This window comes from Salinicola acroporae, assembly GCF_003206615.1.
Lineage (GTDB): Bacteria > Pseudomonadota > Gammaproteobacteria > Pseudomonadales > Halomonadaceae > Salinicola > Salinicola acroporae.
Genome location: NZ_PZJW01000002.1, coordinates 495,142 through 521,148, shown reverse-complemented (window position 1 = coordinate 521,148; position 26,007 = coordinate 495,142). Strand labels below are relative to the sequence as shown.

25 protein-coding genes are annotated in these 26,007 nt (G+C 65.8%); 9 read left to right on the top strand and 16 right to left on the bottom strand.

From position 1 onward, the window contains the following. Positions 1–11 precede the first annotated feature (11 nt). From DOM54_RS03595 to DOM54_RS03580, 4 genes are all read left to right on the top strand, one after another. Positions 12–815 (top strand): formate dehydrogenase accessory sulfurtransferase FdhD, encoded by an 804-nt coding sequence (locus DOM54_RS03595; RefSeq protein ID WP_110715000.1) that lies wholly within the window; start codon positions 12–14, stop codon positions 813–815. Positions 816–1,110: 295 nt separating this feature from the next. After that, the gene (locus DOM54_RS03590; RefSeq protein ID WP_110714999.1) at positions 1,111–3,474 is read left to right on the top strand and encodes an FdhF/YdeP family oxidoreductase; all 2,364 of its coding nucleotides are present in this window, start codon (positions 1,111–1,113) and stop codon (positions 3,472–3,474) included. After that, positions 3,467–3,754, top strand: a complete 288-nt coding sequence (locus tag DOM54_RS03585; RefSeq protein WP_162619751.1) for a hypothetical protein — start codon at positions 3,467–3,469, stop codon at positions 3,752–3,754. Before DOM54_RS03590 ends, DOM54_RS03585 begins: the two co-directional genes overlap by 8 nt. A 49-nt stretch (positions 3,755–3,803) precedes the next feature. Then, positions 3,804–4,565, top strand: a complete 762-nt coding sequence (locus tag DOM54_RS03580) for an SDR family NAD(P)-dependent oxidoreductase (protein ID WP_110714997.1) — start codon at positions 3,804–3,806, stop codon at positions 4,563–4,565. A gap of 32 nt (positions 4,566–4,597) precedes the next feature. Here the strand turns inward: DOM54_RS03580 and DOM54_RS03575 are convergent, their stop codons facing one another. The 4 genes from DOM54_RS03575 to DOM54_RS03560 all read right to left on the bottom strand — a co-directional run bounded on the left by DOM54_RS03575 (position 4,598) and on the right by DOM54_RS03560 (position 8,438). Next, the gene (locus DOM54_RS03575; protein WP_110714996.1) at positions 4,598–5,320 is read right to left on the bottom strand and encodes an alpha/beta fold hydrolase; all 723 of its coding nucleotides are present in this window, start codon (positions 5,318–5,320) and stop codon (positions 4,598–4,600) included. After that, positions 5,313–6,620, bottom strand: a complete 1,308-nt coding sequence (locus DOM54_RS03570) for a CitMHS family transporter (RefSeq protein ID WP_110714995.1) — start codon at positions 6,618–6,620, stop codon at positions 5,313–5,315. The genes DOM54_RS03575 and DOM54_RS03570 overlap by 8 nt, the downstream gene beginning before the upstream one ends. 119 nt (positions 6,621–6,739) lie before the next feature. Beyond that, positions 6,740–7,066 (bottom strand): AtuA-related protein, encoded by a 327-nt coding sequence (locus DOM54_RS03565; RefSeq protein ID WP_110714994.1) that lies wholly within the window; start codon positions 7,064–7,066, stop codon positions 6,740–6,742. A 10-nt stretch (positions 7,067–7,076) separates the two neighbouring features. Continuing rightward, positions 7,077–8,438 carry an acyclic terpene utilization AtuA family protein gene (locus tag DOM54_RS03560; RefSeq protein WP_110714993.1) on the bottom strand — a complete coding sequence of 454 codons (1,362 nt, stop codon included), beginning with the start codon at positions 8,436–8,438 and terminating at the stop codon, positions 7,077–7,079. 106 nt (positions 8,439–8,544) lie between these two features. Here DOM54_RS03560 and DOM54_RS03555 point away from each other — a divergent pair, with 106 nt between their 5' ends. Beyond that, positions 8,545–9,480, top strand: a complete 936-nt coding sequence (locus DOM54_RS03555; RefSeq protein ID WP_110714992.1) for a LysR family transcriptional regulator — start codon at positions 8,545–8,547, stop codon at positions 9,478–9,480. Between the two features lie 155 nt (positions 9,481–9,635). On the opposite strand, the gene DOM54_RS03550 is transcribed toward DOM54_RS03555, so the two are convergent. Genes DOM54_RS03550 through osmF form a run of 4 tightly spaced genes read right to left on the bottom strand, consistent with a single transcriptional unit; the run spans position 9,636 to position 13,657 of the window. Then, positions 9,636–10,409, bottom strand: a complete 774-nt coding sequence (locus DOM54_RS03550; RefSeq protein ID WP_110714991.1) for an ABC transporter permease — start codon at positions 10,407–10,409, stop codon at positions 9,636–9,638. Continuing rightward, positions 10,406–11,485: an ABC transporter ATP-binding protein gene (locus DOM54_RS03545; RefSeq protein ID WP_110714990.1), complete on the bottom strand. Its 1,080-nt coding sequence runs from the start codon at positions 11,483–11,485 to the stop codon at positions 10,406–10,408. The genes DOM54_RS03550 and DOM54_RS03545 overlap by 4 nt, the downstream gene beginning before the upstream one ends. 31 nt (positions 11,486–11,516) lie before the next feature. Beyond that, entirely contained in the window at positions 11,517–12,704 is a 1,188-nt protein-coding gene (locus DOM54_RS03540; RefSeq protein ID WP_240613749.1) for an ABC transporter permease, read from the bottom strand. An 8-nt stretch (positions 12,705–12,712) separates the two neighbouring features. Beyond that, positions 12,713–13,657 (bottom strand): glycine betaine ABC transporter substrate-binding protein OsmF, encoded by a 945-nt coding sequence (osmF, locus tag DOM54_RS03535; RefSeq protein WP_110714988.1) that lies wholly within the window; start codon positions 13,655–13,657, stop codon positions 12,713–12,715. Positions 13,658–13,903: 246 nt separating this feature from the next. On the opposite strand from osmF, the gene DOM54_RS03530 reads away from it, so the two are divergent. From DOM54_RS03530 to DOM54_RS03520, 3 genes are all read left to right on the top strand, one after another. Further along, positions 13,904–14,221 (top strand): I78 family peptidase inhibitor, encoded by a 318-nt coding sequence (locus DOM54_RS03530; protein WP_110714987.1) that lies wholly within the window; start codon positions 13,904–13,906, stop codon positions 14,219–14,221. A 79-nt stretch (positions 14,222–14,300) separates the two neighbouring features. Beyond that, positions 14,301–15,356, top strand: coding sequence for a hypothetical protein (locus DOM54_RS03525; protein WP_110714986.1), 1,056 nt, complete (start codon positions 14,301–14,303; stop codon positions 15,354–15,356). A gap of 70 nt (positions 15,357–15,426) precedes the next feature. Further along, positions 15,427–15,960, top strand: a complete 534-nt coding sequence (locus DOM54_RS03520; protein WP_162619750.1) for a cytochrome b — start codon at positions 15,427–15,429, stop codon at positions 15,958–15,960. A gap of 9 nt (positions 15,961–15,969) precedes the next feature. On the opposite strand, the gene DOM54_RS03515 is transcribed toward DOM54_RS03520, so the two are convergent. The 4 genes from DOM54_RS03515 to DOM54_RS03500 all read right to left on the bottom strand — a co-directional run bounded on the left by DOM54_RS03515 (position 15,970) and on the right by DOM54_RS03500 (position 20,712). After that, a complete protein-coding gene (locus DOM54_RS03515) occupies positions 15,970–17,037 on the bottom strand; it encodes an ion transporter (protein ID WP_240613748.1) in 1,068 nt (355 codons plus the stop codon). 59 nt (positions 17,038–17,096) lie between these two features. Beyond that, entirely contained in the window at positions 17,097–17,576 is a 480-nt protein-coding gene (locus DOM54_RS03510) for an acyl-CoA thioesterase (RefSeq protein WP_110714984.1), read from the bottom strand. Between the two features lie 161 nt (positions 17,577–17,737). Beyond that, positions 17,738–19,051 carry a short-chain fatty acid transporter gene (locus DOM54_RS03505; RefSeq protein ID WP_110714983.1) on the bottom strand — a complete coding sequence of 438 codons (1,314 nt, stop codon included), beginning with the start codon at positions 19,049–19,051 and terminating at the stop codon, positions 17,738–17,740. 356 nt (positions 19,052–19,407) lie between these two features. Further along, entirely contained in the window at positions 19,408–20,712 is a 1,305-nt protein-coding gene (locus DOM54_RS03500) for an MATE family efflux transporter (RefSeq protein WP_240613747.1), read from the bottom strand. A 218-nt stretch (positions 20,713–20,930) separates the two neighbouring features. Between DOM54_RS03500 and DOM54_RS03495 the strand changes: the two genes are divergently transcribed. Beyond that, positions 20,931–22,349 (top strand): alginate export family protein, encoded by a 1,419-nt coding sequence (locus DOM54_RS03495; RefSeq protein WP_110714981.1) that lies wholly within the window; start codon positions 20,931–20,933, stop codon positions 22,347–22,349. Between the two features lie 65 nt (positions 22,350–22,414). Here the strand turns inward: DOM54_RS03495 and DOM54_RS03490 are convergent, their stop codons facing one another. The 4 genes from DOM54_RS03490 to DOM54_RS03475 all read right to left on the bottom strand — a co-directional run bounded on the left by DOM54_RS03490 (position 22,415) and on the right by DOM54_RS03475 (position 25,771). Further along, positions 22,415–23,011 (bottom strand): P-loop NTPase family protein, encoded by a 597-nt coding sequence (locus DOM54_RS03490; RefSeq protein WP_240613746.1) that lies wholly within the window; start codon positions 23,009–23,011, stop codon positions 22,415–22,417. A 30-nt stretch (positions 23,012–23,041) separates the two neighbouring features. Then, positions 23,042–23,353 carry a YfhL family 4Fe-4S dicluster ferredoxin gene (locus tag DOM54_RS03485; RefSeq protein WP_240613745.1) on the bottom strand — a complete coding sequence of 104 codons (312 nt, stop codon included), beginning with the start codon at positions 23,351–23,353 and terminating at the stop codon, positions 23,042–23,044. After that, complete coding sequence (gene coaD / locus DOM54_RS03480) at positions 23,310–23,801, bottom strand: pantetheine-phosphate adenylyltransferase (protein WP_110714979.1); 492 nt, start codon at positions 23,799–23,801, stop codon at positions 23,310–23,312. Before coaD ends, DOM54_RS03485 begins: the two co-directional genes overlap by 44 nt. 92 nt (positions 23,802–23,893) lie before the next feature. After that, positions 23,894–25,771: a beta-ketoacyl synthase gene (locus tag DOM54_RS03475; RefSeq protein WP_110714978.1), complete on the bottom strand. Its 1,878-nt coding sequence runs from the start codon at positions 25,769–25,771 to the stop codon at positions 23,894–23,896. Between the last annotated feature and the right edge of the window lie 236 nt (positions 25,772–26,007).

The window sequence follows — 26,007 nt, the reverse complement described above, 5'->3', positions numbered from 1 at the left end:
CGGAGTCTGCCATGACGTCCCCTCTCCGCACCGAGTCCAGCCCGCAGGGGCGCCAAAGCGATCGCGAGCCGCTGACCGGCTACGATGATGCCAGCCCGCACGCACTCGACACGCTGCCCGGACCGCAGGAATCTCCCGTTTCCATCGTTTTCAACGACACCGCCTACGCCACGGTGCTGGCAACGCCGCACCAGCTCGAGGCGCTGGCGGTCGGTTTCGCGTTCAGCGAGGGCGTGATCGACCGATACGCCGATGTCGAGGCGACGGCGGTCGAGACCAGCCGCCACGGTTTTCGGGTCCGGCTGCAGGTGGCCGAGCGGATTGCCCGGCGGGCCGGCAGTCAGGCGCGGGCGACCCTGTCGACCAGCGGCTGCGGTGCCTGCGGGGTTCAGGAGGAGTCGCAACTACTGTTCGGCCTGACCCGACTGCCCGTGTCGTCGTTGCCGCTCGTGGAGAGCCTCGGCGTGGGATTGGACGCGCTGCGAACCGAGTCCTCGCCGGGCGTTCATCTGGCACTGGGGCTTTCCGAGCAGGGCCGAATCGACACCGTCGGCCGCGATATCGGGCGCCACAATGCGCTGGACAAGGTGATCGGTGCCAGCCTGATGACAGGCCGGATGCCGGCGCTGGTAATGACCTCCAGTCGTTGTAGCCTCGAACTGGTGCAGAAGAGCGTCCGGGCCCGGATTCCGGCGCTGGCGACGCTCTCCTACCCGTCCCGGCTCGCGGTCGAGGTCGCCCGCAGCTGCAACCTGACCCTGATCAACTGCCACCGCGGCAAGCGGCTCGAACTGTTGAGCCGTGGCGACGGCTGAGCCGGAACGCCGCCGCTGCTGCCTCTAAAGCCTGGCGCGTATCGGCCGATACGTTACCTCGTTCCGCGTGCCTGCTAGCTCCCGCCAGTTGTCGACAGCCGAAACGTCAGCGGCGTAATATACTTTTGTATTACGACCAACGTCTGCAGCGCGCTCGTCGCTTCTCGCGGGCATCAGCCGCTTTGCGCCGACACCGGATCCAGAATCTCATGCCGACCCAAGCCGACCGTATCGCTGCGCGCCGGCGGGCATCCGTCCGCGATTTCCGGTCGTCACCGAACGTGTAAGGAACAGCATGTCCCAGTTTCAACCAGAGTCCCGTCCCGAGTCTCCCGCCGAGGATGCCCCAAGGGCCGCGTCGGCCAAGGCACCCAAGATATTCGACTATCACAACCCGGCCGGTGGCTGGGGCGCGCTGAAGTCGGTGGGCCGGCATCTGCTGCACAGCCGCTCGCCGGCACTCAACGCCCGCTCGCTGTTCAAGCTCAACCAGCCCGACGGGTTCGACTGCCCGGGCTGCGCCTGGGGCGATCCCGAGCACGGCTCGTCGTTCGAGTTCTGCGAGAACGGGGTCAAGGCGGTGACCTGGGAAGCGACCGCCAAGCGCGTCACCCGCCAGTTCTTCGCCAAGTACAGCGTCAGCGAACTCAAGACCTGGGACGACTATCGGCTGGAGGACCAGGGGCGTCTGGTCGAGCCGATGCGCTATAACGCCGAGACCGATCATTACGAGCCGGTGGCGTGGGACGAGGCGCTCGATCTGATCGCCGACGAGCTCAAGGCGCTGCCGACCCCGAACGACGGCATCTTCTACACCTCCGGCAAGGCGTGCAACGAATCCGCCTACGTGTTCCAGCTGCTGGCGCGCCTGTTCGGGACCAACAACCTGCCGGACTGCTCCAACATGTGCCATGAAGCCAGCGGCGTGGCGCTCAACGCCGCGCTGGGCACCGGCAAGGGCAGCGCGCGGCTGGAAGATTTCGAGAAGGCCGAGGCGATCTTCGTGTTCGGCCAGAACCCGGGCACCAACCATCCGCGCATGCTCGGCGTGCTGCGCGAGGCGGCGGAACGCGGGGCGACCATCGTCACCTTCAATACCCTGAAGGAGCGTGGGCTGGAGAAATTCGCCGACCCGCAGAAGCCGCTGGAGATGCTGCACAACGGCAGCCATCGCATCAGCAGCCACTACTTCCGGCCCAAGCTGGGCGGCGACATGGCCGTGGTGCGGGGGATGGCCAAGGCGCTTTTCGCCCGCGATGCTGCCGGGGAGGCGGTGCTCGACCATGACTTCCTGAACCGACACACCGCGCACCTGGAAGCCTACCGTGCTCGCGTCGAGGCGACCGAGTGGGCGACGCTGGAAGCCCAGTCCGGCCTGACCCGGGAGGAGATGGAGCAGGCGGCCGAGCTCTATGCGCGCTCCAATGCCACCATCGCCTGCTGGGCCATGGGCATCACGCAGCACAAGCACTCCGTGCCGACAGTGCGCGAGATCGTCAACCTGTTGATGCTGCGCGGCAACCTCGGCAAGCCCGGTGCCGGCACCTCGCCGGTTCGCGGCCACTCCAACGTCCAGGGCGACCGCACCATGGGCGTCTTCGAAAAGCCGTCGAAGGCGCTGCTCGACGCGCTGGAGGCGAAATATGCGCGGCCGATGCCGCGTGAACATGGTGTCGACTCGGTGGCGGCGGTCGAGGCGATGCGTGACCAGCCGGGCAAGGTGTTCATTGGCTTGGCCGGAAACTTCACCCGCGCCATTTCCGACAGCGTCGTCACTGAGAAGGCGATGGCCAACTGCCGCCTGACCGCCTTCATCAGTACCAAGCTCAACCGCAGTCACCTGGTTACCGGAGACCAGGCCCTGATCCTGCCGTGTATCGGCCGCAGCGAGATCGATCGCAACGCGGCCGGGAAGTCGCAACTGATCACGGTGGAAGACTCGATGAGCATGGTTCACGGCTCGGCCGGGATCAACAAGCCGGCGGACCAGTCGCTGCGCTCCGAGATCGCCATTCTGACCGGCATTGCCGAGCGGTTGTTCGCCGACGAGGCGATCGCTGACAAGGTCATCGATTGGGCAGCGATGCGCGAGGACTACGACGTCATCCGCGAGCATATCGCCGCGGTGATTCCCGGGTTTCACGATTTCAATAGCCGCGTGCGCGTGCCGCGGGGGTTCTGGCTCGCCAATCCGGTGGCCGGGCTCGAGTTCGGCACCGCGACCGGCAGGGCCGAATTTTCCGCTGACCCGCTGCCAGCGGCGGTGATGCACCAGCAGCTCGCCTCGCGCGAAGGGTGGCTGACGCTGCAGACGATGCGCTCCCACGACCAGTACAACACCACCGTCTACGGTTACGATGATCGCTATCGCGGCATCGAGGGCGGTCGCCAGGTGATCTTCCTCAACCGTGACGACATTGCGCGGCTCGGGTTCGAGGCCGGTCAGTGGGTCGACCTGGTGGGCGAGTCCGACGATGGCGTCGTCCGCCGTGTCGACGGCTTCAAGATCGTCGCCTACGACACCCCGCAGGGCTGCGCCGCAGCCTACTATCCGGAAACCAATCCGCTGATTCCGCTTTCCCACAAGGGCGATTTCAGTCACACCCCGGCCTCCAAGTCGATCGCCGTCAGGCTCGAGGCGAGCACACGACTTGCCTGAACCGCTCGACCCGGAGGCTCTGCAGCGTCGACTGGCGACGCTGCAGGCCGAACATCCCGAACTCGACCCGCTGGCGGCGCTGGTGCTGCTGGCGATTCGTCACTCCAGCGTAGCGGGTGACAGCGGCGTCTCCACGGCACTGGTATCCCGTCGTCTGGGCCTCGAGCACGCGCTTGTCCGCCGGGCGGCGGCCGAACTCGAGAGCGACGGCTGGGTCACGGCCACGCCGGTCGGTGGCGCCAGTCCTGCCCTGCGGTTGATTTTGGCCACCACTTGCTGACTCAATGCCGGTATCGATGCACTTCACGATCACCGGGAAAGGAAGTCAGATGCCAGACGATCAACTGAAGGGACGAGTCGCCGTCGTCACCGGTGGCGGGGTGGGGATCGGTTTCGCCATCGCCCAGGCGCTGGCCGCTGCCGGGGCGCGATTGGTGATCACTTATCGCTCCCACGAGCCTGATGCCGGGAGATTGGCAGCGCTGACCGCCAGCGGCGGCGAACCGGCGCTGGCGCGGTCGCTGGACGTGACCGACGAAACCGCCGTCGAAGGGTTCGCCAGATGGCTGGGGGAGGAAGTCGGCGGTGTCGATATTCTGGTCAACAACGCCGGCGGCCTGATTCAGCGTTCGACCATCGAGGAGATGCCGTTCTCGCTGTGGCGTCGGGTACAGGCGCTCAACGTGGACTCGGTGTTTCTGGTCACCCACCACCTGCTTCCGCTGTTTCGCGATGGCGGGCGCGTCGTGACCGTCTCCTCGCTGGCCGCGCGCAACGGCGGCCACCCCGGCGCGACGGCCTATGCCACCGCCAAGGCGGCGCTGTTCGGCTTCACCCGGGGGCTGGCCAAGGAGGTGGCCGGTCGCGGCATCACCGTCAATGCGCTGGCGCCGGGCTTCATCGAGGCGACGCCGTTTCACGCCACCTTCACCACCGACGAATCGAAGCGCGCCACCCTCGAGACGATTCCCGCCGGGCGGGCCGGATTGCCCGAGGACGTCGCTTCGGCGGCACTGTGGCTGGCCAGCGACGGGGCGGCTTTCGTCTCCGGCACCATCATCGATATCAACGGTGCCCAGTACTTTGGCTAACGGCACTTTTGGTTAACCGACTTTGGCTAACGTCACTTTGACTGGGGGTACCTGGCGAGAAAACCGTCGAGACAGCTGGCCACCGCCTCGGGGCGCTCGAGCATCGGGGTGTGACCGGCGTCGAGCGTCTTGAGCCGCGCGCCGGCGATACCGGTGGCCAGCTCCCGGGCGTGTCGAAGCGAGCGAGCCGGGTCGCGGATGCCGTGGAGGATGAGCGTCGGACAGCGGATATCGCCAAGCCGCGAGGCGAGGTCGAGACCACGCAGGCTCGTCATGGCGCGATGGGCGCGTTCGGGGCCAGTGGCAAGGGCGTAGCGACGCAGTGCATCGCCGTGGCGATCCAGTGCTTCCCGTCCGACGCAGCGCAACAGGAAGGCGTCGATGAACGCCGGCCCCCACTGCGCCCGCAGGCGCTGCGGCAGATCGGGATCGCCATGACGGGCGGCGCTGGCGCCGGTATCGACCAGGACCAGGCCGTCGAGGCACTCGCCCAGCGCTGCCGCGACCTGCAATGCCACGACGCCGCCGGCCGAGTGGCCTACCAGCAGCCGGTAGCCTGGCTCCCGGGCGGGCCAGCGGGCAACGATCTCCCCGGCAGCGAGCTCCAGGTCGCCGGCGCCCGGCCCGGCAAGCCAGTCGAGGGATTCCCACGTCCAGCCCGCTTCCAGCGCTACCGGTTCGAAGATCGTCGGCGGCAGCAGCGTACCGGGCAGGGCGGTCAATCGACCGGCCGGACCGGCGACGCGATCAGCCACCGATGGCGCCGATCAGCCAGGCGAAGGCGAGCAGGATGATGCCGATACCCCAGGCCCACAGGAAGGTGAACTTGAGATGTTCACGCAGCTCGACGCCGGCCAGGCCGATGGCCAGGTAGACGCTGGGCACCACCGGGCTGATGCTGAAGCCGGTGTTCTCGCCGATCAGCATCGCGCGGGCGACCGCCTCCACGGGGACGCCGGCGGCGGTGGCGATGTCGCGCACGATCGGCATCAGCGCGAAATAGTAGGCGTCCGGCGAGAACAGCATTCCCAGGGGAACGCCGAAGAAGCCGACGATCAAGTGCAGTACGCTCGCCGACCCCGCCGGTAGCAGCTCGATCAGCGCACCGGCCATGCCATCGGACATGCCGGCGCCGGCCAGGATACCGAGCAGGATGCCGGCGGCGAGCATCACCAGCGCCATCTGCAGTGCATCGTTGGCATGCCTGGCCAGTTCCTTGCCCTGAGCTTCCGGACGCGGGTAGTTGAGCAGCAGGGCGATGCCGAGACCGACCATGAAGCTGGCGTAGAGCGGGAAGGCGCCGGTGAACAGGATCAGCAGAATGATCAGCGTCAGCCCCACGTTGGCCCAGTAGCGCCAATCGCTGAGTGGCAGTGCCGTTTCCCGCGGCGGCAGCAGGTAGGCGCTCATGTCGCCGCTGGCATGGCCGTGCCCGGTGACCCGGTTGTGGCGCTGCGCCTTGATGCCGAAGTAGCTCGCCAATCCCAGCAGCAGCACGATCCCCAGCGCCTGTACCGGTATCAGCGGGAGCCACAGTTCCGAGGCGTCCACGCCGGCGGTGGCCGCCGCGCGGGCCGTGGGGCCGCCCCAGGGCACCATGTTGATCACCCCGGCACTCAGCCCGACCAGGCAGAGCAGGATCAGCGGGCTCATGTTGAGGCGCTGGTAGAGCGGCAGGAAGGCCGGAATCGTGAGCAGGAAGGTCGCCGCGCCGACGCCGTCGAGATGGGCGATGGCGGCGACCAGCACGGTGACGATGGCGACTCTGAGCGGCTCGCCGCGGGTACGCTTGATCAGGAAGTTGACCAGCGGGTCGAACATCCCGCGTTCACGCATGATCCCGAAATAGAGGATGGCGAAGATGAACAGCGTCGCGGTCGGGGCGACGGCGGTCAGGCCATCCTTGATGAAACCGCCGGTCTCGGCGGGGGTGAAGCCTGCCAGCAGGCTGGCAGCGACCGGAACGAGGGCGAACGCGACCACCGGGGGCAGTCGTTTGAGCAGTATCAGTGCGATGATGCCCAGCATCATCACGAATCCGAGCGTTGTTATCATGATGGCTCCGTGAGTTGGCGTAGGTTGGGGCGCTTGGGCGCCTCTTGGATGGGAACGAGGCCCATGGCACCGTCCTCCGCTGGCTGCCGATCGTCACGACGCGACGACCCCGGTCGCGTTCAATCCCCGGGCGAGGGCAGGCACATGCCCAGCAGCAGATAGCTCAGGCTCTTGCCGTGGCGGTCGAGGGTGGCACTCTGGTTGACGCCGCCCTCCAGCGCGCCCTCGATGACGAAGTTGATGCCGGCGAGCTGGGGCAGGCAGTAGCGCGTTACCCTGTTCGGATGGCGATGGCCGAAGCGCGCCGCCACCGCGTCTTCGGAGAGGTGTCGCTCGAGCCAGGCGTAGTGACGGCGCTCGAAGGCGAACACCGCCACGTTCAGCGTGTTGCCCTTGTCGCCGGCGCGGGCGTGGGCGACATCGGCGAGTAGCACGTCAGGTGTCATCGTCGGTACCTCATGGCCAGGTCACGAACGGTGTCACCCGTTCGCGCGCGATCAGGAAGGATCGGGTGCGCAGCGACTCGCCGAGCTGTCGGCGGACGCCGCCGCCGCCGGCCGGCCCGTTGAGGTAGAGCGTCTCGAGCTCCTGCAGCGCCAGCTCGACGGCCTCGCGATCGCGATCGACGAGGCCCAGGCGCAGGCGGACGTCCTCGACGGCGGGAGCATCCTGCAGACGATCCGCCAACCATTCCCCGCTGCCATCGTTGAACAGGCTGGCGACGCCGATCAGATCGAAATGGGGCCGCAGCGCTGGCAACCGGTCATCCAGCCGCTGGCGCAGAATGTCCATGGCCAGCCGGGCCCGCTCCACCGCGCCGGGGCCGGCGTAGGAGATTCCCGCCTCGCCGAACCACAGCCCGCGCAGCCCCAGGTTGCCCTTCAGCGTCGCCGGGGCCGGGTGGCCCTGGATGCCGTGTATGGCGACACGATCCGGGCCCACCGTTTCCAGGCTCGCCCGGGAGACATCGAGGGTGACGTCCGGGGTCAGGTAGGCCGCAGGGTCGTGGACCTCGTAGAGCAGTTGCTCCTTGACCGTCTGCTCGGTGACGCAGCCGCCGCTGCCCGGGGTCTTGGTGAGGACCAGGCTGGCGTCGCTGCCGACTTCGGCGATCGGGCAGCCGAGGTGGGCAGGGTCGGGAATCGCCTTGCGTCCCGCATCCGCGAAATAGCCACCGGTGACCTGGGTGCCGCACTCCAGCAGATGACCGGCGGCCGTGGCCACCGCCAGGTGCTGCCAGTCGTCGGCCTCCCAGCCGTGGGCGTGGCGCAAGGCACCGACCACCATCGAAGGGTCCGCCAGCCGCCCGCCGATGACGATGTCCGCCCCTCCGAGAAGCGCCTCCGTGACCGCCTCCGCACCGATGTACACGTTGCAGGAGACGATCTCCTCGCGTGGACAGTCGGCGGGAAGCCAATCGGCCGTGTCGTCGAGCGCATCGCCCAGGTCATCGCCCAGCACGCAGGCGATGCGGGCCTCGAGCCCCTGTGATTCGAGTTCTCGTCGCAGCCGACGCGCCGCCGCCACCGGGTTGGCGGCGCCGCCGTTGGTAATGATCGGGATGCCGTGAGTCAGACAGGGCCGGAGGATCGGCGCGAGAAACGCGAACAGGTGCGTGGCGTAGCCAAGATCGGGGTCTTCCAGCCGCCGCAACTGGGCTTCGGCCAGGGTACGTTCGGCCAGCAGTTCGAAGAACAGATAGCGCGGGCCGTCGCGCTCGGCGAGTGCCGCCACCAGCGCGATCGCCGCGTCGGGTCGATCACCGGCAAAGCCGGCACCGCAGCCGATATGCGCTATGCGTCGAGAGGAAGGGTGCATGAGGGGTCCGTGGCATCGAATATCGAAAAACAATGGCGTAGCGCGACAGGATCAGGCAAAGCCATATATCTTATGAATTGATAGAAAATTTCGATCCGGGGGCGAAATGTTTCATCAGCGGCAACTGCAGGCATTCGTGCGAACCGCCGAGTTGGCCAGCTTCACGCGGGCCGCGAAGGACATTCACCTGTCGCAGCCTGCGTTGAGCTATCTGATACGAAAGTTGGAAGGAGAACTGGGCATCGCGCTGTTCGCGCGCAATACCCGTACCGTGGTCCTGACGGAGGGTGGGGCGCTGTTTCTGGGCCACGCCCGGCGTATCCTCGCCGACATGTCGCTGGCGCTGGACGATACCCGCAACGTGCGCGAACTCGAGCGGGGGAAGGTCACGGTGGCCGGGCTGCCTTCGGTGGCCTCATCGTTGCTGCCACGGGCCATCGCCGCCTTTCGCAAGCGTCATCCCAAGGTGACCGTGGTCCTGCGCGACGGCCTGGCCGACCAGGTCCACCATTGGGTGCGCAGGGGCGAGGTCGACATGGGGCTGGGGTCGCCTCTGCAGCGGGACCGGGAACTCGATTTCCAGCCGCTGTTCCACGACGATCTGCTGCTGATCACGCCACCACGGGTGGTGAGGCGCAGTGAATCGCCCTGGTACGGGCTCGACCAGGTGCCGTACATCGCCATGACCCCGGGCTCGAGTGCCAGGCACTACGCGGATCTGGCGATGGAACACGCCGGCAGGCAGGTCGCGCCCAGCTGGGAGGTGAGCTTCATGAGCTCGGCGATCGCCATGGTGAGAGCGAAGCTCGGCTACGCGCTGCTACCGGCCTCCAGCGTCGACGTCTTCAATCTCGACGCTATCACCCGGTTGCCCGTCAACATGCAGGAGCCACGGGAAATCGGCATTCTCCGGCGCAAGCCGCTGCACGCCTCGCCGGCGCTGGACGCCTTCCTTCGGCAGTTGCGCAAGCAGATCCCGCCCACCGATAACTTCCCCTTCGATGAGGAGGGGAGTACCGCCGGTCAGGGAAACATGGCGTAAAGGGCTGCACGGGCAAATCACGTCGGTGTGCGATGCCGGAGCGCCGGTCTGATCAAGATGCTCATTTACACCCCGTGAACTGGCGCGCCAGCCCGGTCCGTTTTCGCCGATTTTTGCCTTGTCTTGCCTTCGCTCGTCAACTTTTCAGACAGCACCTAGGCTTGGCCCCCGAACGAGTAGCGTCGCTCCAGCCGCTCGAACAGCAGGTCGGTGACGATCGCCAGCAGCCCGACCAGCAGCGCGCCCTGGATCACGTAGGCGAGGTTGTTGCCGACCAGGCCGGCGATCAGCGGCGTGCCCAGGCTCTTGGCGCCGACGGTGGAGCCGATGGTGGCGGTGCCGATGTTGATGATCACCGAGACGCGAATGCCGGCGATGATCACCCGCATCGCCAGCGGCAGTTCGACGCGGCGCAGAATCTGCCAACGGCTCATGCCGTTGCCGCGGGCGGCCTCCAGCGTGGTCTGCGGTACCGTGCCAAGACCGGCGATGGTGTTCTGGATCACCGGCAGCAGGCCGTAGAGGGAGAGGGCGATGATGGTCGGGGCGAAGCCGAAACCGGCCAGCGGGACGGCGATGGCGAGCACCGCGGCAGGCGGGAAGGTCTGGCCGATGGCGGCCAATGACGACACCATCGGTTCGAACTCGCGTCCGACCGGGCGAGTGACGAACAGGCCGGCCGCGATGCCGATCGTCACCGAGATCAGCGACGACACCAGCACCAACCCGATATGCGCCAGCATCAGGTTGAGGAAGCTGTCGCGGGCATAGAGCGGGTTGCCGAGATCGGGAAACAGCGCCCGAAACAGCGGCTCGAGCTGGGCCATTCCCAGCGTCAGTGCGATCAACAGCGCGATCAGCAAAAACAGTACGCCGTTGCCGGCGGAAGCCGCCCGCCACTGTCGCGCGCTTCGAGCGACGCCGCTCATGAGGCCGGCCCACCGGCGTGCAGCCCGCCGTCTGACTCGATTCCCATGATGCCCTGCATGCCCACCTCGCCGATCAGCTTGCCGGTTTCATCGACGACCGGCAGCACCATCACGCGATACCAGACCATTCGCGAGAGCGCTTCCTTCATGCTCATCTCCGGCGTGGCGATCCATTCCGACCTGACGTCGGTGTGCTGATGCTGGTCGTCCAGCCGGGCGCCCTCGAGGACGATCGGCCGGCCGGCTTCGTCGAGTCGCCAGCAGTGATCGAGGCCGGGGAGCGTGGCGTGATGGGTCAGGCTCGGAGGCCGCTGGTACTGATGGACCCAGCGTCGCGAGAGCAGCTTGAGCCCCAGGTCGGCCTGGCCGAAGAACTCGCGAACGAAGTCGTCCGCGGGTTTCACCATCATCTCGATGGGGCGGTCGTACTGGACCAGCCTGCCGTTGTTGAGCAGCGCGATCCGGGTCGCCAGCTGCAGCGCCTCGTCCATGTCATGGGTGACGAAGACGATGGTCTTGCCGGTCTGGCCATGAACCCGACGCATCTCCGCCTGGAGCGCCTCGCGGGTGATCGGGTCGACCGCACCGAACGGCTCGTCCATCAGCAGCACTTCCGGATCGGCGGCGAGCGCGCGAGCCACGCCGACGCGCTGCGCCTGGCCGCCGGAGAGCTGGTGCGGGTACTTGTCGCGAAACTCGGCAGGGTCGAGGTGGAACATCGCCATCAGTTCGTCGACCCGGTCGTCGATACGGGACTTCGACCATTTCAACAGCTGCGGCACGGTGGCGATATTCCGGGCCACGCTCCAGTGCGGGAACAGCCCGGTCGACTGGATGGCGTAGCCGATCCGTCGCCTGAGCTGCTCGGCCGGTAGCTCGGTTACGTCGTCGCCGTTGAGAATGATCCGGCCACTGCTCAGCGGCACCAGCCGGTTGATCATCTTCAGGGTGGTCGACTTGCCACAGCCGGAAGGGCCGATCAGCACGCCGAACTCACCGGTCTCCAGCGTCATCGAGACGTCCTCGACGACGTTCTTGCCCGCGTAGGTCTTGGTCAGCCCTTGCAATTCAATCATGGGTCTTTCCTGATCGGTGCCTGAAACGGCGTCAGCGAGTACCGGAAGGGCGGCTCAGGCTGACCAGAATCTGCAGCGCAAAGTCGGCGATGACCGCCAGCACGATGGTCGGGATGGCGCCCAGCAGCACCAGGTCGATGGCGTACTGGCCCAGCCCCTGGAAGATGAAGGCGCCGAAGCCGCCGGCGCCGATCAGGGCGGCGACCACCACCAGCCCGATCGCCTGGACGGTGACGATGCGCAGCCCCGACAGGATCACCGGTAGCGCCAGCGGGATCTCCACCCGCCACAAAATCTGGCGCGTCGTCATGCCCATACCGCGGGCCGCCTCCAGGGCGCCGGTCGAGACACCGGCGAGGCCGGCGTAGGTGTTGCGCACGATCGGCAGCAGCGAATAGAGCACCAGGGCGATGATCGCCGGCGCCACGCCGATACCGCTGACCCCTAGCTCGCCCAGCCACGGCACCGCCCGGCCGAGCGCCGAGAGCGGCGCGATCAGCAGTCCGAACACCGCGATCGACGGCAGCGTCTGGAATACGTTGAGCACACTGAACAGGCCGTTGCGCAGGCGGGCCCGACGATTGGCCAGCAGGCCCAGCGGCAGACCGACCAGCAGGGCGGGCAGCAGCGCACCGCCGACCAGCAGCAAGTGTCGCACCAACTGGTCGATGAAGTTGTCCCGCTGGTTGGCGAATTCGCGCATGATCGACACCGGCGAGAGCAGCTCGCCGGAGAAGCAGACGCCGATCACCGCCAGCGCCGCGACGCCGTAGAGGGCGCGTCCCGCCGGGCCGAGACGCAGCCGTTGCAGGGCATCGATGGCGATCAGCGCGCTGACGAACAGCAGAATCCAGAAGGTTGCGCCCTGCGATACGCGAGCGGCTGGCGAGGCGTTGGCCAGGGCGCCATGGGCGTAGGCCCCGAGTGCCTGAAAATCGAGCGCCAGCAGCGGTAGCGTGGCGCCCAGCGACAGCCACAGTGCGAGGCGTCGGGGCAGCGGCCCGGCCAGCGCCGCGATCAGCAGCAGGAGTCCGATCAGTGCGAAGGTCGCGAGTTGCCAGCCGGCCAGCGCCTGCCACAGCATGACCGGTTGCCCCGACACCAGCCGATTGGGCGACAGGCTGGCAAACGGCAGCAGCACGGCGCTGGCGACGGCCGCGATCAGCAGCGTCGCCAACACCCGGTTGCCGAACCATCGGCGTCGTTCGGGAAGCGCCACGATCGAACTCAGTCCAGCAGGCCTTGCTCGGTCAGGTAGTCATGGGCGACCTGATCGGCCGGCAGTCCGTCGACCTGGATCTTGCCGTTCAGTGTCTGCAGCGTCTCACGGTCGAGGGATTCGAATACCGGCTTCAGCAGTTCCGCGATCTGGGGATAGGTGTCGAGCACCGACTGACGCACCACCGGGGCCGGCTCGTAGACCATCTGCACGCCCTTGGGATCGTCCATCACCTTGAGCCCGGCGGCGGCGATGGCGCCGTCGGTGCCGTAGACCATGGCCGCGTTGGTGCCGCTGGTGCCTTCGGCAGCGGCACGGATGGTGGCGGCGGTGTTGCCGCCCGAGAGCACCAGCAGCTGGTCTTCGTCGAGCGTGAAGTCATAGGCCCGCTGGAAGCTGGGCAGCGCCGCATCGCTCTCGACGAATTCGGCCGAGGCGGCCAGCTTGATCTCGCCACCGTCACTGACCCACTGACCGAAATCGGCCATGGTGGAGAGGTCTTTGTCATTGGCCACGTCCTGGCGTACGGCGATGGCCCAGGTGTTGTTGGCCGGCGCCGGCGTCAGCCATGCCAGTTGATGCGCTTCGCTGTCGGCAGCCTTGATCTTGTCGTAGCCCGCCTGTTCGTCCTTCCAGGCCGGATCGTCGGTCGTGTCGGTGAAGAACGCGCCGTTGCCGGTATATTCGGGGTAGAGATCGATATCGCCCGCCACCAGTGCCTGGCGCACGATGTTGGTGGGGCCGAGCTGCAGCCGGCTATCGACCGGCAGATCGGCGTTTTCCAGTACGTCGACGATCATGTTGCCGAGCAGGGAGCCCTCGGTGTCGATCTTGGAGGCGACGCGAATCGGTTGCTGGTCGTCCTGCGCCAAGGCTTGACCCACGCCGAAGCTGGCGGTGATCGCCACGGCGGCGACGGAGGTGAGGAGGCGAACGGAGAGCGACGGGCGCATGGCGGCGTTCCTTTGCGATCGATGAGCTTGAAGACTCGGTTGTTTTGGGGCGTCCGTCCGGGACGGCTCTGCGTGGCTGACCGCAACAAGGGTCGGCCAATGAGAGTTTGAGTCTAGCGGCACTGCGCCGGGTCGACCAGCCGATGCCGAGCTCGACGCGACCTGCTAGGCTTGGCGAATCCGACATGGCGCCCGGTTCGGTGCGCCTCAATCAACGAGAGCGGTTTCTCCAGCAAGGAGCAAGGCATGAAAATTTCCGGTGCGGCGCTGATCGTGAGTGGCTTTCTATTGGCGGGCTGCAGCACGGCACCCAAGCCCGACGATGCGCCTCGACCCCCCGACGTGAAGCCGGTCCCCGAGGATGCCTGCGGTGCTCAGACGGTGGGTAGCCTGGTCGGGGAAACCCTCACCGATGCGCTGCAGGCAGAGATCGCGGATCGGTCACGGGCCGCCGAGATTCGGGTCATCGAGCCCGGCAAGAGCTACACCATGGACTATCGTGCGGAGCGGCTCGATATCAAGGTCGACGATCAGCGCATGATCACGGATATCTCCTGCGGTTGATCGCGGGAACAGCGAACTTCGAGGGCCGAACCATTCGGCCCTTTTCTTTCACGCAGCGGGCCCGACCGAGGAGGTTGCCATGCTACGTACCGAGATCATCACCGAGGGGACGCTGACCTGTTTTTCTCCCGGCCTGCAATACGAGGACGGCTCTCCGGTCAACGTCGAGGTGTCGGCGGTGGTCTTCGACGGCCGTCGTCTGCTGCTGGCCAGCGACAAGCCGATTCCCGGAGAGGGACGCTCGGCCGTCTTCGCCTTCGATCTGGTGGAGGGATTGCCGGATCCCGAGAGTCATCGATTCCTGACCGCCGATGCCATCCGGCGCGCGGTCAAGTACGAGGACTTCGCCTTGACCGTCGATGGGCGCTACATTCTGGCGACCACCGGGTTCGACCGCATCGACGACGAGAGTCACGATCTCAACGTCTACAATCACCTGCTGATCTGGCCGGTGGGCGAGCCGGAGCGGGTGCAGGTCGTGGATCCCGATCCCCGCGACGGTGTCGAGGGTTCGCTGGAGCTGCGTCGCAAGCTCGACGATGCCATCGGCCTGCCTTACTACAAGATCGAGGGCCTGGCGGCAGTTCCGGCATCGCCTGATCTGGGCGAACCCTGCGATGGATTGTTGCTGTTCGGCGTCCGAGAGCAGGGGCGCGCCCACGACGACTTCGATTACGTGGCTCGCGTGGTGGGCGTTCACTATCGGATGACGGCCGCTGGCAATCTGGAGTTCGTCGACGAGCTCCGCGAGCGCTATCGCTTCGACCCCTCGGAGTACGCGGGCGTCCGGCACATCTGCGGTCTATCGAGCCTCGAATACGATCCCTTCAACGATCGCCTCTATCTGATGGCCAGTTTCGAGGTGGAGGACGAGCATGGCGAGCAGATCGGCGGCTACCTGTGGTCGATGGCACTGGCCGATCTGAGTCGCGGGACCCCACCCGCGATCGTGGAGAACCTCCACGGGGAGGTGCTGGAGTTCGAGCACAAGGCGGAGGGGTTGGCGGTGCTCGACGCCGAGCGGCTGTTCGTGGCCTACGACAATGATCGTGACATGTCACTGGGCCGAATCGACCCGCGGGATGAACGGGAGGCGTGCGAGGCACCCTACACGCTGTTGCGAATCCTGGCATGATCGCGGCAGCGCTGGCGATCCCGTGCGCGCCGTGGCGCGTCGCCGGAAGCCGAGACAGGAAAACGAGACCATGTTGAAGGACTCCCCGCGCGCCTACGGCCGAGTGACGCGAATCCTGCACTGGCTGGTCGCGGTGCTGATCGTCACGCAATTGAGCAGCGTGTTCGTCAACGCCGTCTGGAAGGATAACGCCTTCAGCCAGGCGATCTTCCCGTGGCACACCACCATCGGGGTGAGCGTGCTGATCCTGATGGCGGTTCGTACCTCGTGGGCCTTTTCCCAGCACCGGCATCGCCCGCGCCACGAAGGCCGGTTGCAGCGCCTGGCCATCGTCGGCCACATGACGATGTATGCGTTGCTGATACTGATGCCGCTGTCGGGGGCCTTGATGACCTGGGGCATGGGCTACGGCGTCCATGTATTCGGCAAGGCCTGGTTCGCCGGCGCCGACGTTCCCTGGGCCGCCAGCTTCGGTGGCCTGCACGGCACCTTCGCTTGGCTGCTGACGCTCATGATCGTCGGTCACGTCTGCATGGCGATGTACCACCACTTCCGGCTTCGGGATGGCACGTTGCGCCGAATGCTGGGACCGGCGCCCGACTGACTCGCCGGTTCAGACCCCGCTGGTCGGTCCGGCAGTGTCGTCGCGCCGGGTTTGCGGCTCGCTGAGCTCACTTTTCCAACGCTTGATGGCGACCTGCTCCTTGAGCAGCTCCAGCATGTCGATCAGCACCTGCTGGGTCACCCGGTCGGTCTTGTCGTCGACCTGCAGCCAGGCATCGATACCGCTGCCGACCAGGTCGGTCATCAACGAGTGGAAATGCGGCGAACGCAGGCCATCGATGGCTTCGTGGACGACGCGACTGGCAATGTCGCTGAGGCTGCGTTCGATGCTCTCCGCCACGGCGTCGCCCATGGGCAGTCGCCGCAGCCGCCGCAGCTCCTCGTTCTCCTCCATCGTCCTGGCCACCAGCGCCGCGACGTAGCGGTGCACCTGCTGGTGATTCTCGGCGTAGCCCTTGCTGACGGTACGCTCCAGCCGGCTGGCGATCTCGTCGACGAGCGCCGCCTTGCGCGGCTGAATCACCTCGCTCGAGATGCGCTGGGTCAGGTGTTCGCTGTTGCGTATCTCCTTCTGCAGGTCGCCGAGCAGGTTGATGGCGACGCGATCGGAGATCTCTTCCATCAGCACACCGTAATAGGTGCGATAGAAGCGGTAGAGGCGCCAGCGCGTCACGTCGACAAGGCCCAGGCGCTGCAGCCGGATCAGCAGCGAGACGACTCGTAGCACGCGCAGCAGGCGGAATCCGGCCAGGGGGATGCAGCCGAGCACGTCGTACCAGTGCACGAACGGATAGAAGAACCAGCGGGCATAGCGGCGCTGGGCGATGGCGATGGCCCAGCCCAGCAGCACGTCGAGCAGGAAGATGGCGACGAAACAGAGGTCGATCTCGACGAAATTGGCTCTGATGTAGGTGTCGTAGGCGGTATGAAGGCCCGGCGCCACGGCGCCGAAAGCGCTGTTGAGCGGCGGGATCAGGAACAGGCTGTCGAACAGCAGCAGTGCCAGGTTGATCGCCACCAGCACGACGACGGCAAGATCCCAGATCATCAGCAGCCGCTCGCCGAGGGGACTGGACCGCCTGGCGGTGCGGGCTTGACGGAATTCGGTTTCAGGCATCGAACATCCTTGTTCGTCGGGCGTTCAGGCCGGCGACGATGTCGCGAGAGGGTGAAATGTCACTGTCCGGCCGGATAGGCCTTGAGATGTTCGGCCATGGCGTTGCGCTCTTCCTCGGCTTCCTGCTTGCGCAGCTTCTTGCGCAGCGCCGCCTTCTCGAAGCGTAGCTTCTGCAGTGGGGTCTTCAATTCCAGCGACGGTACCGGGACGGGATTGCCTTCATGGTCGACGGCGACCATGGTCAGGTAGCAGCTGTTGGTGTGGCGTATCACCCGTTCCTGGATCGATTCGGCCAGCACCTTGATGCCGACCTCCATCGACGAACGGCCGACGTGATTGATCATCGCCAGGAAGGTGACCAGTTCGCCGACGTGGATCGGCTGCTTGAACAGGACCTGATCGACGGAAAGGGTCACCACGTAGCTACCGGCATAGCGGCTGGCGCAGGCGTAGGCGACTTCGTCGAGCTTCTTGAGAATCGCCCCGCCATGCACCTTGCCACTGAAGTTGGCCATGTCGGGGGTCATGAGTACGGTCATCGACAGCTCATGCTGTCGGGGTAGATCATCGGGCGTCACGGTATCCTCGGGGTCGTCTGGTGCGTGTTTTTATGCGCCAGATGTACCACGTTTGGCCTGGACTGCCCATTGGTCGTCCTGCAGGTTCCCTCGCGCCGGCTCTCGGGCGCGAGGGCGGTTGGCTAGATCAGGGTCAGTCCCAGCCCGATCACCACCCCCGTGACCGCCAGCTGGATCAGGCAGAATCCCATGATGTCCTTGGCCTTGAGACCGGCGATGGCGAGCACCGGCAAGGCCCAGAACGGCTGCAGCAGATTGGTCCAGGCATCGCCCCAGGCCACGCCCATGGCGACGCGCGAGACATCGGCTCCCAGTGCTTCGGCCGCCGGCAGCATGACCGGAGCCTGAACTGCCCATTGGCCGCCGCCGGAGGGCACGAACAGATTGACGATGCCGGCGCTGACGAACGACCAGAACGGCAGCGTATCGGCGGTGGCGATGGCGACGAACATCTCCGAGAGCGATTGCGCCAGGCCGGACTGCATCATGATGCCCATGATGCCGGCATAGAACGGAAACTGGATCACGATCCCGGCGCCGCCCCTGATGGCCTCGTTGAGGCTGGCAAGCAGGCTGCGCGGCGTGCGATGGAACACGATGGCGAGCGACAGGAACAGGAAGTTGACGCTGTTGAGGTTGAGTCCGCCGCCGGCAAAGACGAAGTAGTGGACTAGGTAGAGCAGTCCGGGTACACCCACCAGCAGTGACAGCAGGGTACTGTTCTCCAGTCGTTCGGCGGGTCGCAGGGCCTGGCTGGCGTCCGGGGCTTCCGGTTCCGAGAGCTGGTCGCGGCTGACAAAGACACTCTCGTTCTCCGGTGGCAGCATCCAGCGATTGATCAACGGCATGATGACGAACAGCGCCACGACGATGGCCAGGTTGTAGCCGGCGAAGATTGTTTGCGACGTGGGAATGATGCCGATCTGGGCCTCGCTGAAGTGCCCCGGCGTGGCGATGGTCAGCGGAATCGAGCCGGCCAGGCCGCCGTGCCACACCACGAAACCGGAGTAGGCGCTGGCGATCAGCAGGCGGTAATCGACCCGTATCTGTCGCGCCAGCGCCTTGGCGAACAGCGCGCCGATGACCAGCCCGAAGCCCCAGTTGATCCAGCTCGCGGCGAGCGATACCAAGGTCACCAGAATGATCGCGCCGGCGGGCGTCCGGGCGGTGGCGGCGAGTCTGTCCAGCAGGCGCTTGATCGGCGGCGAGTTGGCCAGCATGAACCCGGTCACCAGCACCATCAGCATCTGCATCGAGAACGATAGCAGGCCCCAGAACCCGTCGCCCCAGTACTGCATGACCGCCAGTGGCGATTGTCGTTCGAGCAGCATCGCGGCCAGTGCGGCGACGATCGTCAGCAGCAGTACGAAGATGTAGGGGTCGGGCAGGTAGCGCTCGACCAGCTTGACCGCCGGGCGGGAGAGGCGCTGCAGCATGGGGGAGATCTCGTCGGTGAACGTTAGGGAGACACTGCATCACTGTTCGAGCAGGCGAAGCGGCTTCGTTGCGCGGTGCCGGTCCGAGCGGAATCGTCGCATATCAACCGTATGCCCCGGCTGACTCGAGACCTGCGGATTCTCGCCCCTTCGGTGCCGTCTTGAGGACGTTCTCTCCGCTTCGCTTCGAGTCTGCGCTCCGTGCGCCTTGCGACGACGTGTCGCCGACTTCATCCTGCTCGTCAATTCATGCAGCGTTGGCTTGGCGCGAGCCTAACGCATCCCCGCACTCTCCATTAGTCAACCTTGGTCTAGCGACTTGTTTCCGGGGAAGTTTCGCTGCCGGCGGTCGGCGACTAGCGCGTCCTTCGGTAGTACAGGTAGCAGAAGGCGAGAGAGGTCGAACGCACCAGGGTGAAAAACAAAAACGCGAACCACAGGCCGTGATTGCCGTAGTCCTGGGTCAGCCACCACACCGGCAGGTAGCAGGCGAGGGCCAGCCAGACGGTGTCGCGCATCGCACGGCTTTCAGTAGCGCCGATGAAGACGCCATCGAGCAGGTAGCTCCATACCGCCAGCGCCGGCATGGCGATCATCCAGGGCAGGTAGTCGGCAGCGGTGGTGCGGACTTCCGGCAGGTCGGTCAGCAGCGATATCAGCCCATTTCCTGCCACTGCAAACAGTAGCATCGAGCCGCCCGCCACCAGCAGCGACAGTTTGCCGGCGGCACCGACGGCGGCGCCGAAGTCGCTCCAGTCGCGCCGTCCCACCGAGCGCCCGGTCAGCGCTTCGGCGGCGTTGGCGAAGCCGTCCAGGGCGAACGAGACAAGCATGATGAACTGCAGCAGCACGGCATTGGCAGCGAGGACGGTGTCGCCGAAATTGGCCCCCTGGGCAGTGAAGAACGCCTGGGCGAACAGCAGCCCCAGCGTCCGCACGAACAGGTGCTGGTTGACGCGAATCAGCGCCGAGTAGTGGCCCCATACCCACAGCGCCTGGCGCGACAGCGACCCGCCCAGCTGCCGACAGTGGACGGCGACTCGCCACAGGCCGAAGGCCAGCGCGCTGTAGTCGGCGATCAGCGAGGCCCAGGCCACGCCGTCGCTGGCCAGGCCGAAGCCGACCACGAACAGCAGGTCGAGCACGATGTTGACGCCATTGGTGAGCAGCAGGATCGCCAGCGTGATACGCGTCTTCTGCTGGCCGATGAACCAGCCCAGGATGGCGTAATTGGCCAGCACCACCGGGGCCGAGAAGATCCGGATATGCGCGTAGTCGGCGGCGAGCCGCATCGCCGCCTCGCTGCCGTCGAGCAGCCACAGGCCGAAATCGATCAACGGGTGCGACAGCAGGATCAGCGCCAACCCGATCGTGGCGGCCATGACCAGCGACTGCGCCAGCAGCAGGCGCACGTCGCTGTCGTTCTCGCGACCCACCGCCTGGGAGGTCAGGCCGGTGGTGCCCATTCGCAGAAAACCGAATCCCCAGTAGAGGAAGCTGAACAGCGTGGCGCCGAGCGTTACCGCCGCCAGATAGCGCGAGTCGGGGAGATGGCCGACGACGGCCGTGTCCACCAGACCCAGCAGCGGGACGGTGATGTTGGAGAGGATGATCGGCCACGCCAGCTTCCAGATATGGCGGGTCGTATATTGAGAGGCCAAGTCGTGCTTCCTGCGGTTCGTCGAAATCCAGCCAGCGGCGTCCGCCAGCATACTCGCAACTCGGTCCCGTGCGGGTCGCGAGTTGCGCTGTCGGCGAAATTTTCTAGGCTTAGCTCGATGTCACGCGAATGCCATCGTCGTCTGACCGGCCGATCCCGGAGACCGCATTCGCTATCGCCAACGGCTGAACAAAAGCCGAGAGCCAAGGGAACCTGACCATGTCGCCAAGCCGCGAGCAGCCGGCCTTGCCCGGTCGTCGTGCACTCACGTGCGCCTTTCTGATGGGGGGAATGTTCTCCTCCCAGGCCCACGCCATCACTGCTGTCACCGATATCGATTATCTCGGTGCCGGCATCGCCACACCGAGCGCCCCGCATTCGCTCTACGAGAGTGACGATGGACGTCTTCGCCTCAACGGTGGGCTGACCCTCTACGGTTTCGGCGCCGTGACCGATAACGTCAATTTCGGATCGGGGTCCAGTATCGATGGCGGCGCGCCCACCGGGACCAGCCCTGACTGGATGGAAGCCGCAGGCCAGCCGGCGCTGACGGCGGAGTGGGACATCCTCGGCGGCGGCACCTGGTTCACCGGTGTTCAGGGCAGCTACGCGCTGACTCGCGGCAGCGCCTACGGCGACGCGGCCGGCGCGACACCCGGACATCCCGAGCATGCGCGCCTTGATCGTGCCTATCTCGGATGGCGCAGCGGCGATCTGTGGGCCGATACGCTTGGCGAGGACGCGATCACGCTCTCGGCCGGACGCCAGAAATTCGAATTCGGCGACGGCTTTCTGGTCGGTGACGGCTTTACCGATACCGGCAAGTACGCGGGCTACTACATCGGCCCCAGCGAAGGCTTCAAGAACAGTGCCGTCGCCTCGATCGAGAGTCACGGCTGGCACGGCGACCTGTTCCACCTCGAGGCCGATCAGTACGTCAGCGGCGGCCCGGATAACGAAACCAGCACCAATGGCGCCAACGTCGACTACACCTGGGGTGATCGGGCCAAGGTGGGCGCGGCCTACCTGCGAGTCTACGACAGCGACATCGCCGGCCGCGACGGCATGGACGTCTACAACCTGCGAGCCAAGGGCAAGCCGTTCGCCGCCGTCCCCGATTTCTCGCTGGGGGGACAGATCGTCCGCGAGAAGAACAGCGATGAAGGCATCGACGACAACGGCTGGTACCTCCAGGCGACCTACGACTTCTCCGATGTGCCCTGGACGCCGCAGATCGCCTATCGTCACGCCGAATTCGGCGAGGACTACGACACGCTGTTCTACGACTTCGCCGGCGGCTGGGGCAACTGGTTCATGGGCGAGATCGTCGGCGAGTACATGCTGTTCAACGCCAATCTGGATGTCGACATGCTGCGCTTTTCGGTGGCGCCGCGGGGCGATCTGGAGATCGGGGCGATCGGCTACCGGTTCCGCTATCACGACACCGAAGCGGCGGGTGCGAGCCATAGCGACTTCGCCAGCGAATTCAATCTCTATGCCGACTGGTCGATCACCGAGCGTCTCTCGTTATCGGGTATCTACGCCATTGCTGACCCGCAGCAGGGGGCCGAGGAGCGCTTCGGTGGCAACGACGACACCGCTCAGCTGTTCGAGCTCTACGCGACCTACACGTTCTAGCCGTGCCATGAACGATAATGCGCCGGCGCCGCTTCGACCCGGAAATCGGAGCGGCACCGGCGTTTTCAGGGATTGCGCTGGTCCAGCGCGGCGACCAAGGTGGCCAGCTCGTGGCGATGGGTCAGGCGAACGAAGCGGATGTGCCGGTAGGCCGGGTCGATCATGGCGTCCAGGTAGCGTCTGCGGTTCTGGCGCCAGGTTCCCAGCGACCAGAGCAGGATCGAACGGCGGCTGAGGAACGTCTGGCGAAAGCTTTCCCGGTTACCGGTACCGGGCCAGAGTTCCTCGCGGGTGACGATGCGTTCGATGGCGCGGCGCACGGATTGGCCCAGCACTCGCCAGAAGCCCAGGTCGAGCCAGATGACGATATCCGCTTCGGGCCACTTGATATGACGCGTGCGATCGAAGTTGCCGTCGATGACCCAGCCGTCCGGTGATGCTGCCATGGCCCGGCGGAGACGCGCGAAGAACTCGTCGTCGGGCGTGCCTTGCCAGTCGGCTTGCCAGTAAAGCTGGTCGAGCTGGATATGCGGAACGTCCAGCACGCTGGCGAGTTTTCTCGCCAGCGTGCTCTTGCCGCTTCCACTGGTACCGACGACATTGATCTTCATGGTGGGCGTTTCGCGGGTAACGAGCGCGACCCGGATGTGCGGTGGGCTCATACACAGGTCACGGGAGTGGGGCGAGCGGGCTCAGGCTGCGGTGATGATCCGGTACTTTTCCATCAGTTGTTCCTTGCTCTCCTCGCGCTCGGGGTCGAGCGGAATACAGTCCACCGGACACACCTGCTGGCACTGGGGCTCGTCGAAGTGGCCGACGCACTCGGTGCAGCGGGCCGGGTCGATCACGTAGATCTCCTCCCCAGGCGAGATCGCGTCGTTGGGGCATTCCGGCTCGCAGACATCGCAGTTGATGCATTCATCGGTGATCATCAGTGCCATGTAACCGTCCTCGCGGCGCTCACGCGCCGTCTGCCGCGAACCGCCGGCGGAGTGCATCGACAACGCACGGCGATACGTGTTGGGAAACGTCCCCGCCGAGGCGCGCGATCTCGCGCACGAGGGTCGAGGAGATATACGAATTTTCGATCTCGGGGGTCAGAAACAGCGTCTCGACATCCGGTGCCTGGGCGCGGTTCATGTTGGCCAGCTGCATTTCGTACTCGAAGTCCGACACCGCCCTGAGCCCGCGCAGGATGATTCTTGCACGCTGCTGCACCAGCAGTTCGGTGAGCAGGCCGTCGAAGCCGACCACCTCGACATTGGGCCAGTCGGCGACCACCTCGCGAGCCAGTGCCTCGCGCACCTCGAGCGACAGCATCGGCTGTTTGCGCGGGCTCTCGGCGACGGCGATCACGACCTTGTCGAAGATCCTCGCGGCGCGATGGATCAGATCCCGATGACCGTTGGTGATCGGGTCGAAGGTGCCGGGATAGACGACGATATTCTGCATTCGCGAGACTCCGCGCTGACCGAGAGCATGGCGGACGGCCGACTCCGCGGCCGAAGTCGGTTTCCTGTCCGGATGTCGTTGACGGTCCGAACTCAATCCAGTGTACCGAAAGGATTGTCGACCTTCAGCGATACGGGGTTGGCATAGCCGGGTATCCGGATCGCATCGCGACCGACCTCCAGTTCCGGCCCCTCCAGCACGCCCTCGCCGAAGCGGTAGATGACCTCGAACCGTCCCGCGTCGGCGTCGGCTTCGTACTGCGCGGTGGCGGCGAGGGTGCGCTCGCGTCGATGCCGCCAGTCGTCGAGTGCGCGCTGGCCGTGACGCTGGGCCAGCAGGCGTTCGGTCACCTGTGGCGACAGCAGCAGACCGGTGGCGTTGTTGCCGCCGAACCCCTTGGCGTTGATGAAGCTGCAGTCGGGCTCGAGACCGAGCGGTTGCTGGAAAAATCGCAGCCGCTCGGCATGGACATCGTCGGCGACGGCATCGAGGGTCGGAATGCCCGGCACCCAGCCGTGGGTGAACGTGCCCAGGGCGCTGGCGATCTGGTCGCCGGCGGCGCTGCCCTGGGAGTGGCCGATGAACGCCTTGATTGCGGCGACCGGCCAGTTCTCGATGTCGTTGGCCCGGGCCACCTGGTCGAAGATATGCGACTCGGTGGTGCGGTTCTTCGGCGTGCTGGTGCCATGGGCGTGAAGATAGCTTCGGTGTCGCACGCTCTGTTCACCCAGGATCGAGGTGGCCAGGGCCACCGACTTGCCCAGCGTGAGATAGTTGCCGATACCGGGGGCGGAGATCGAACGCTTCCAGCCGTCGGCGTTGACGTTCACTTCGGGCACGGCGGCCAGAATCTGGGCGCCGGTCTCCAGCACCAGCGAGTCGTCCATCAGCAGCACGAACTGTGCAGCCTCGGCGATGGTGAAGCCGCAGTTGCGGGCGAACGGACGGCAGGCGCGCTGGTAATCCTCGTCAGTCAGCAGCTCCAGTGCGTCCAGCGCCATCAGGCTCTGGTCGTCGGCGAGCGCGCTCATGGCGCGAAAGCCTTCGATGATCTCCGGCGTTACCGGCGCATCGCTGGTGCCGACCATGACGATGCGGCGACGGCCCTGGCGGATATCGTCGATGCCGAGTCGCAGGTTGTAGAGGAAGGTGGCGCAGGCGCCCTGGATCGCGCCGGTGGCACCCACGCTGCCAAGCACGTAGGCATTGAGGAAGTCCGCCGGCATTTGGCCATAGCCCAGCGGCATCTGCTTGGAGGTGGTTCGCTGGCCGGTAACGAAGCTCTTCAGCATGCCGCCCCAGCCGGCGTCGTCGAGCTGGCCGATGGAGTTGCCGGCGTAGACGGCAATGGCATCCGGATCCACCCGGTCGCGTAGCGATTCCCAGTCGAGCCCGCTCTGGCCGAGACAGTCGCTGACGCCGAAGATCGCCATCGACAGGCCACGCGGGTGGTGAACGCTGCGGTAGAAGGTCTCCGGCGAGAAACCCGTCGGCAGGCAGCCGGCAGCTCGCACCAGCGCCTGCCGCCTTTCGGGCAGCAGGGCGTTCAGCGTACCGGCGGGCACGCTGACCTCGACGGTCTGCCTGTCGAGCTCTCGGATCTCCCAGCCGTCGGGCAGTGGGTGCGGCAACTGGCGCCGCGACGTAGTGAAGCTCACGGGCTGCGAGAACGTCAGCCGCATCTCGCGGTTGCCGGGGATACCGGCCTCCCGGAAGGCGTCGTCCTCGATGCGCCGGATCAGCGTCTGCTTGAGAATCTGCTCGCGGTAGCGGTCGACGACCGCTGCTTCGCCGAGCGTCTCGCCGTTGGTACTCTGCCATTGGCCCTCGCCGCAAGGGGTGACCAATTGCATCAGGGTCGCCAGGGCAACGAGCGTACGGGTCTGCTCGGCGGCTGGCAGAACGTCGAGAATCGTGCGGCGGTAGGCTTGGTGCCCGGAGGTTCTACCCGCGGCGTTGATGCCGCCCATACCGACGATTACCGGTAAATGTGACAAGCCACGTCCCTCGTGAACATTGGGGCAATCGGTAACCATGACATGGGGATGGATCGACTGCGATGAAAGGATATTCCCGCCGGGACTCAGCTTTCGGCCCGAACCGGTGGAGAAAAGCCCCCGAGCGAACAGGGAAAACAGTGATCGCACATGCCATCGAAGGCCGTATTGCCAGGATTGGCTGAATGTGGGCAGGGATGATACACCTG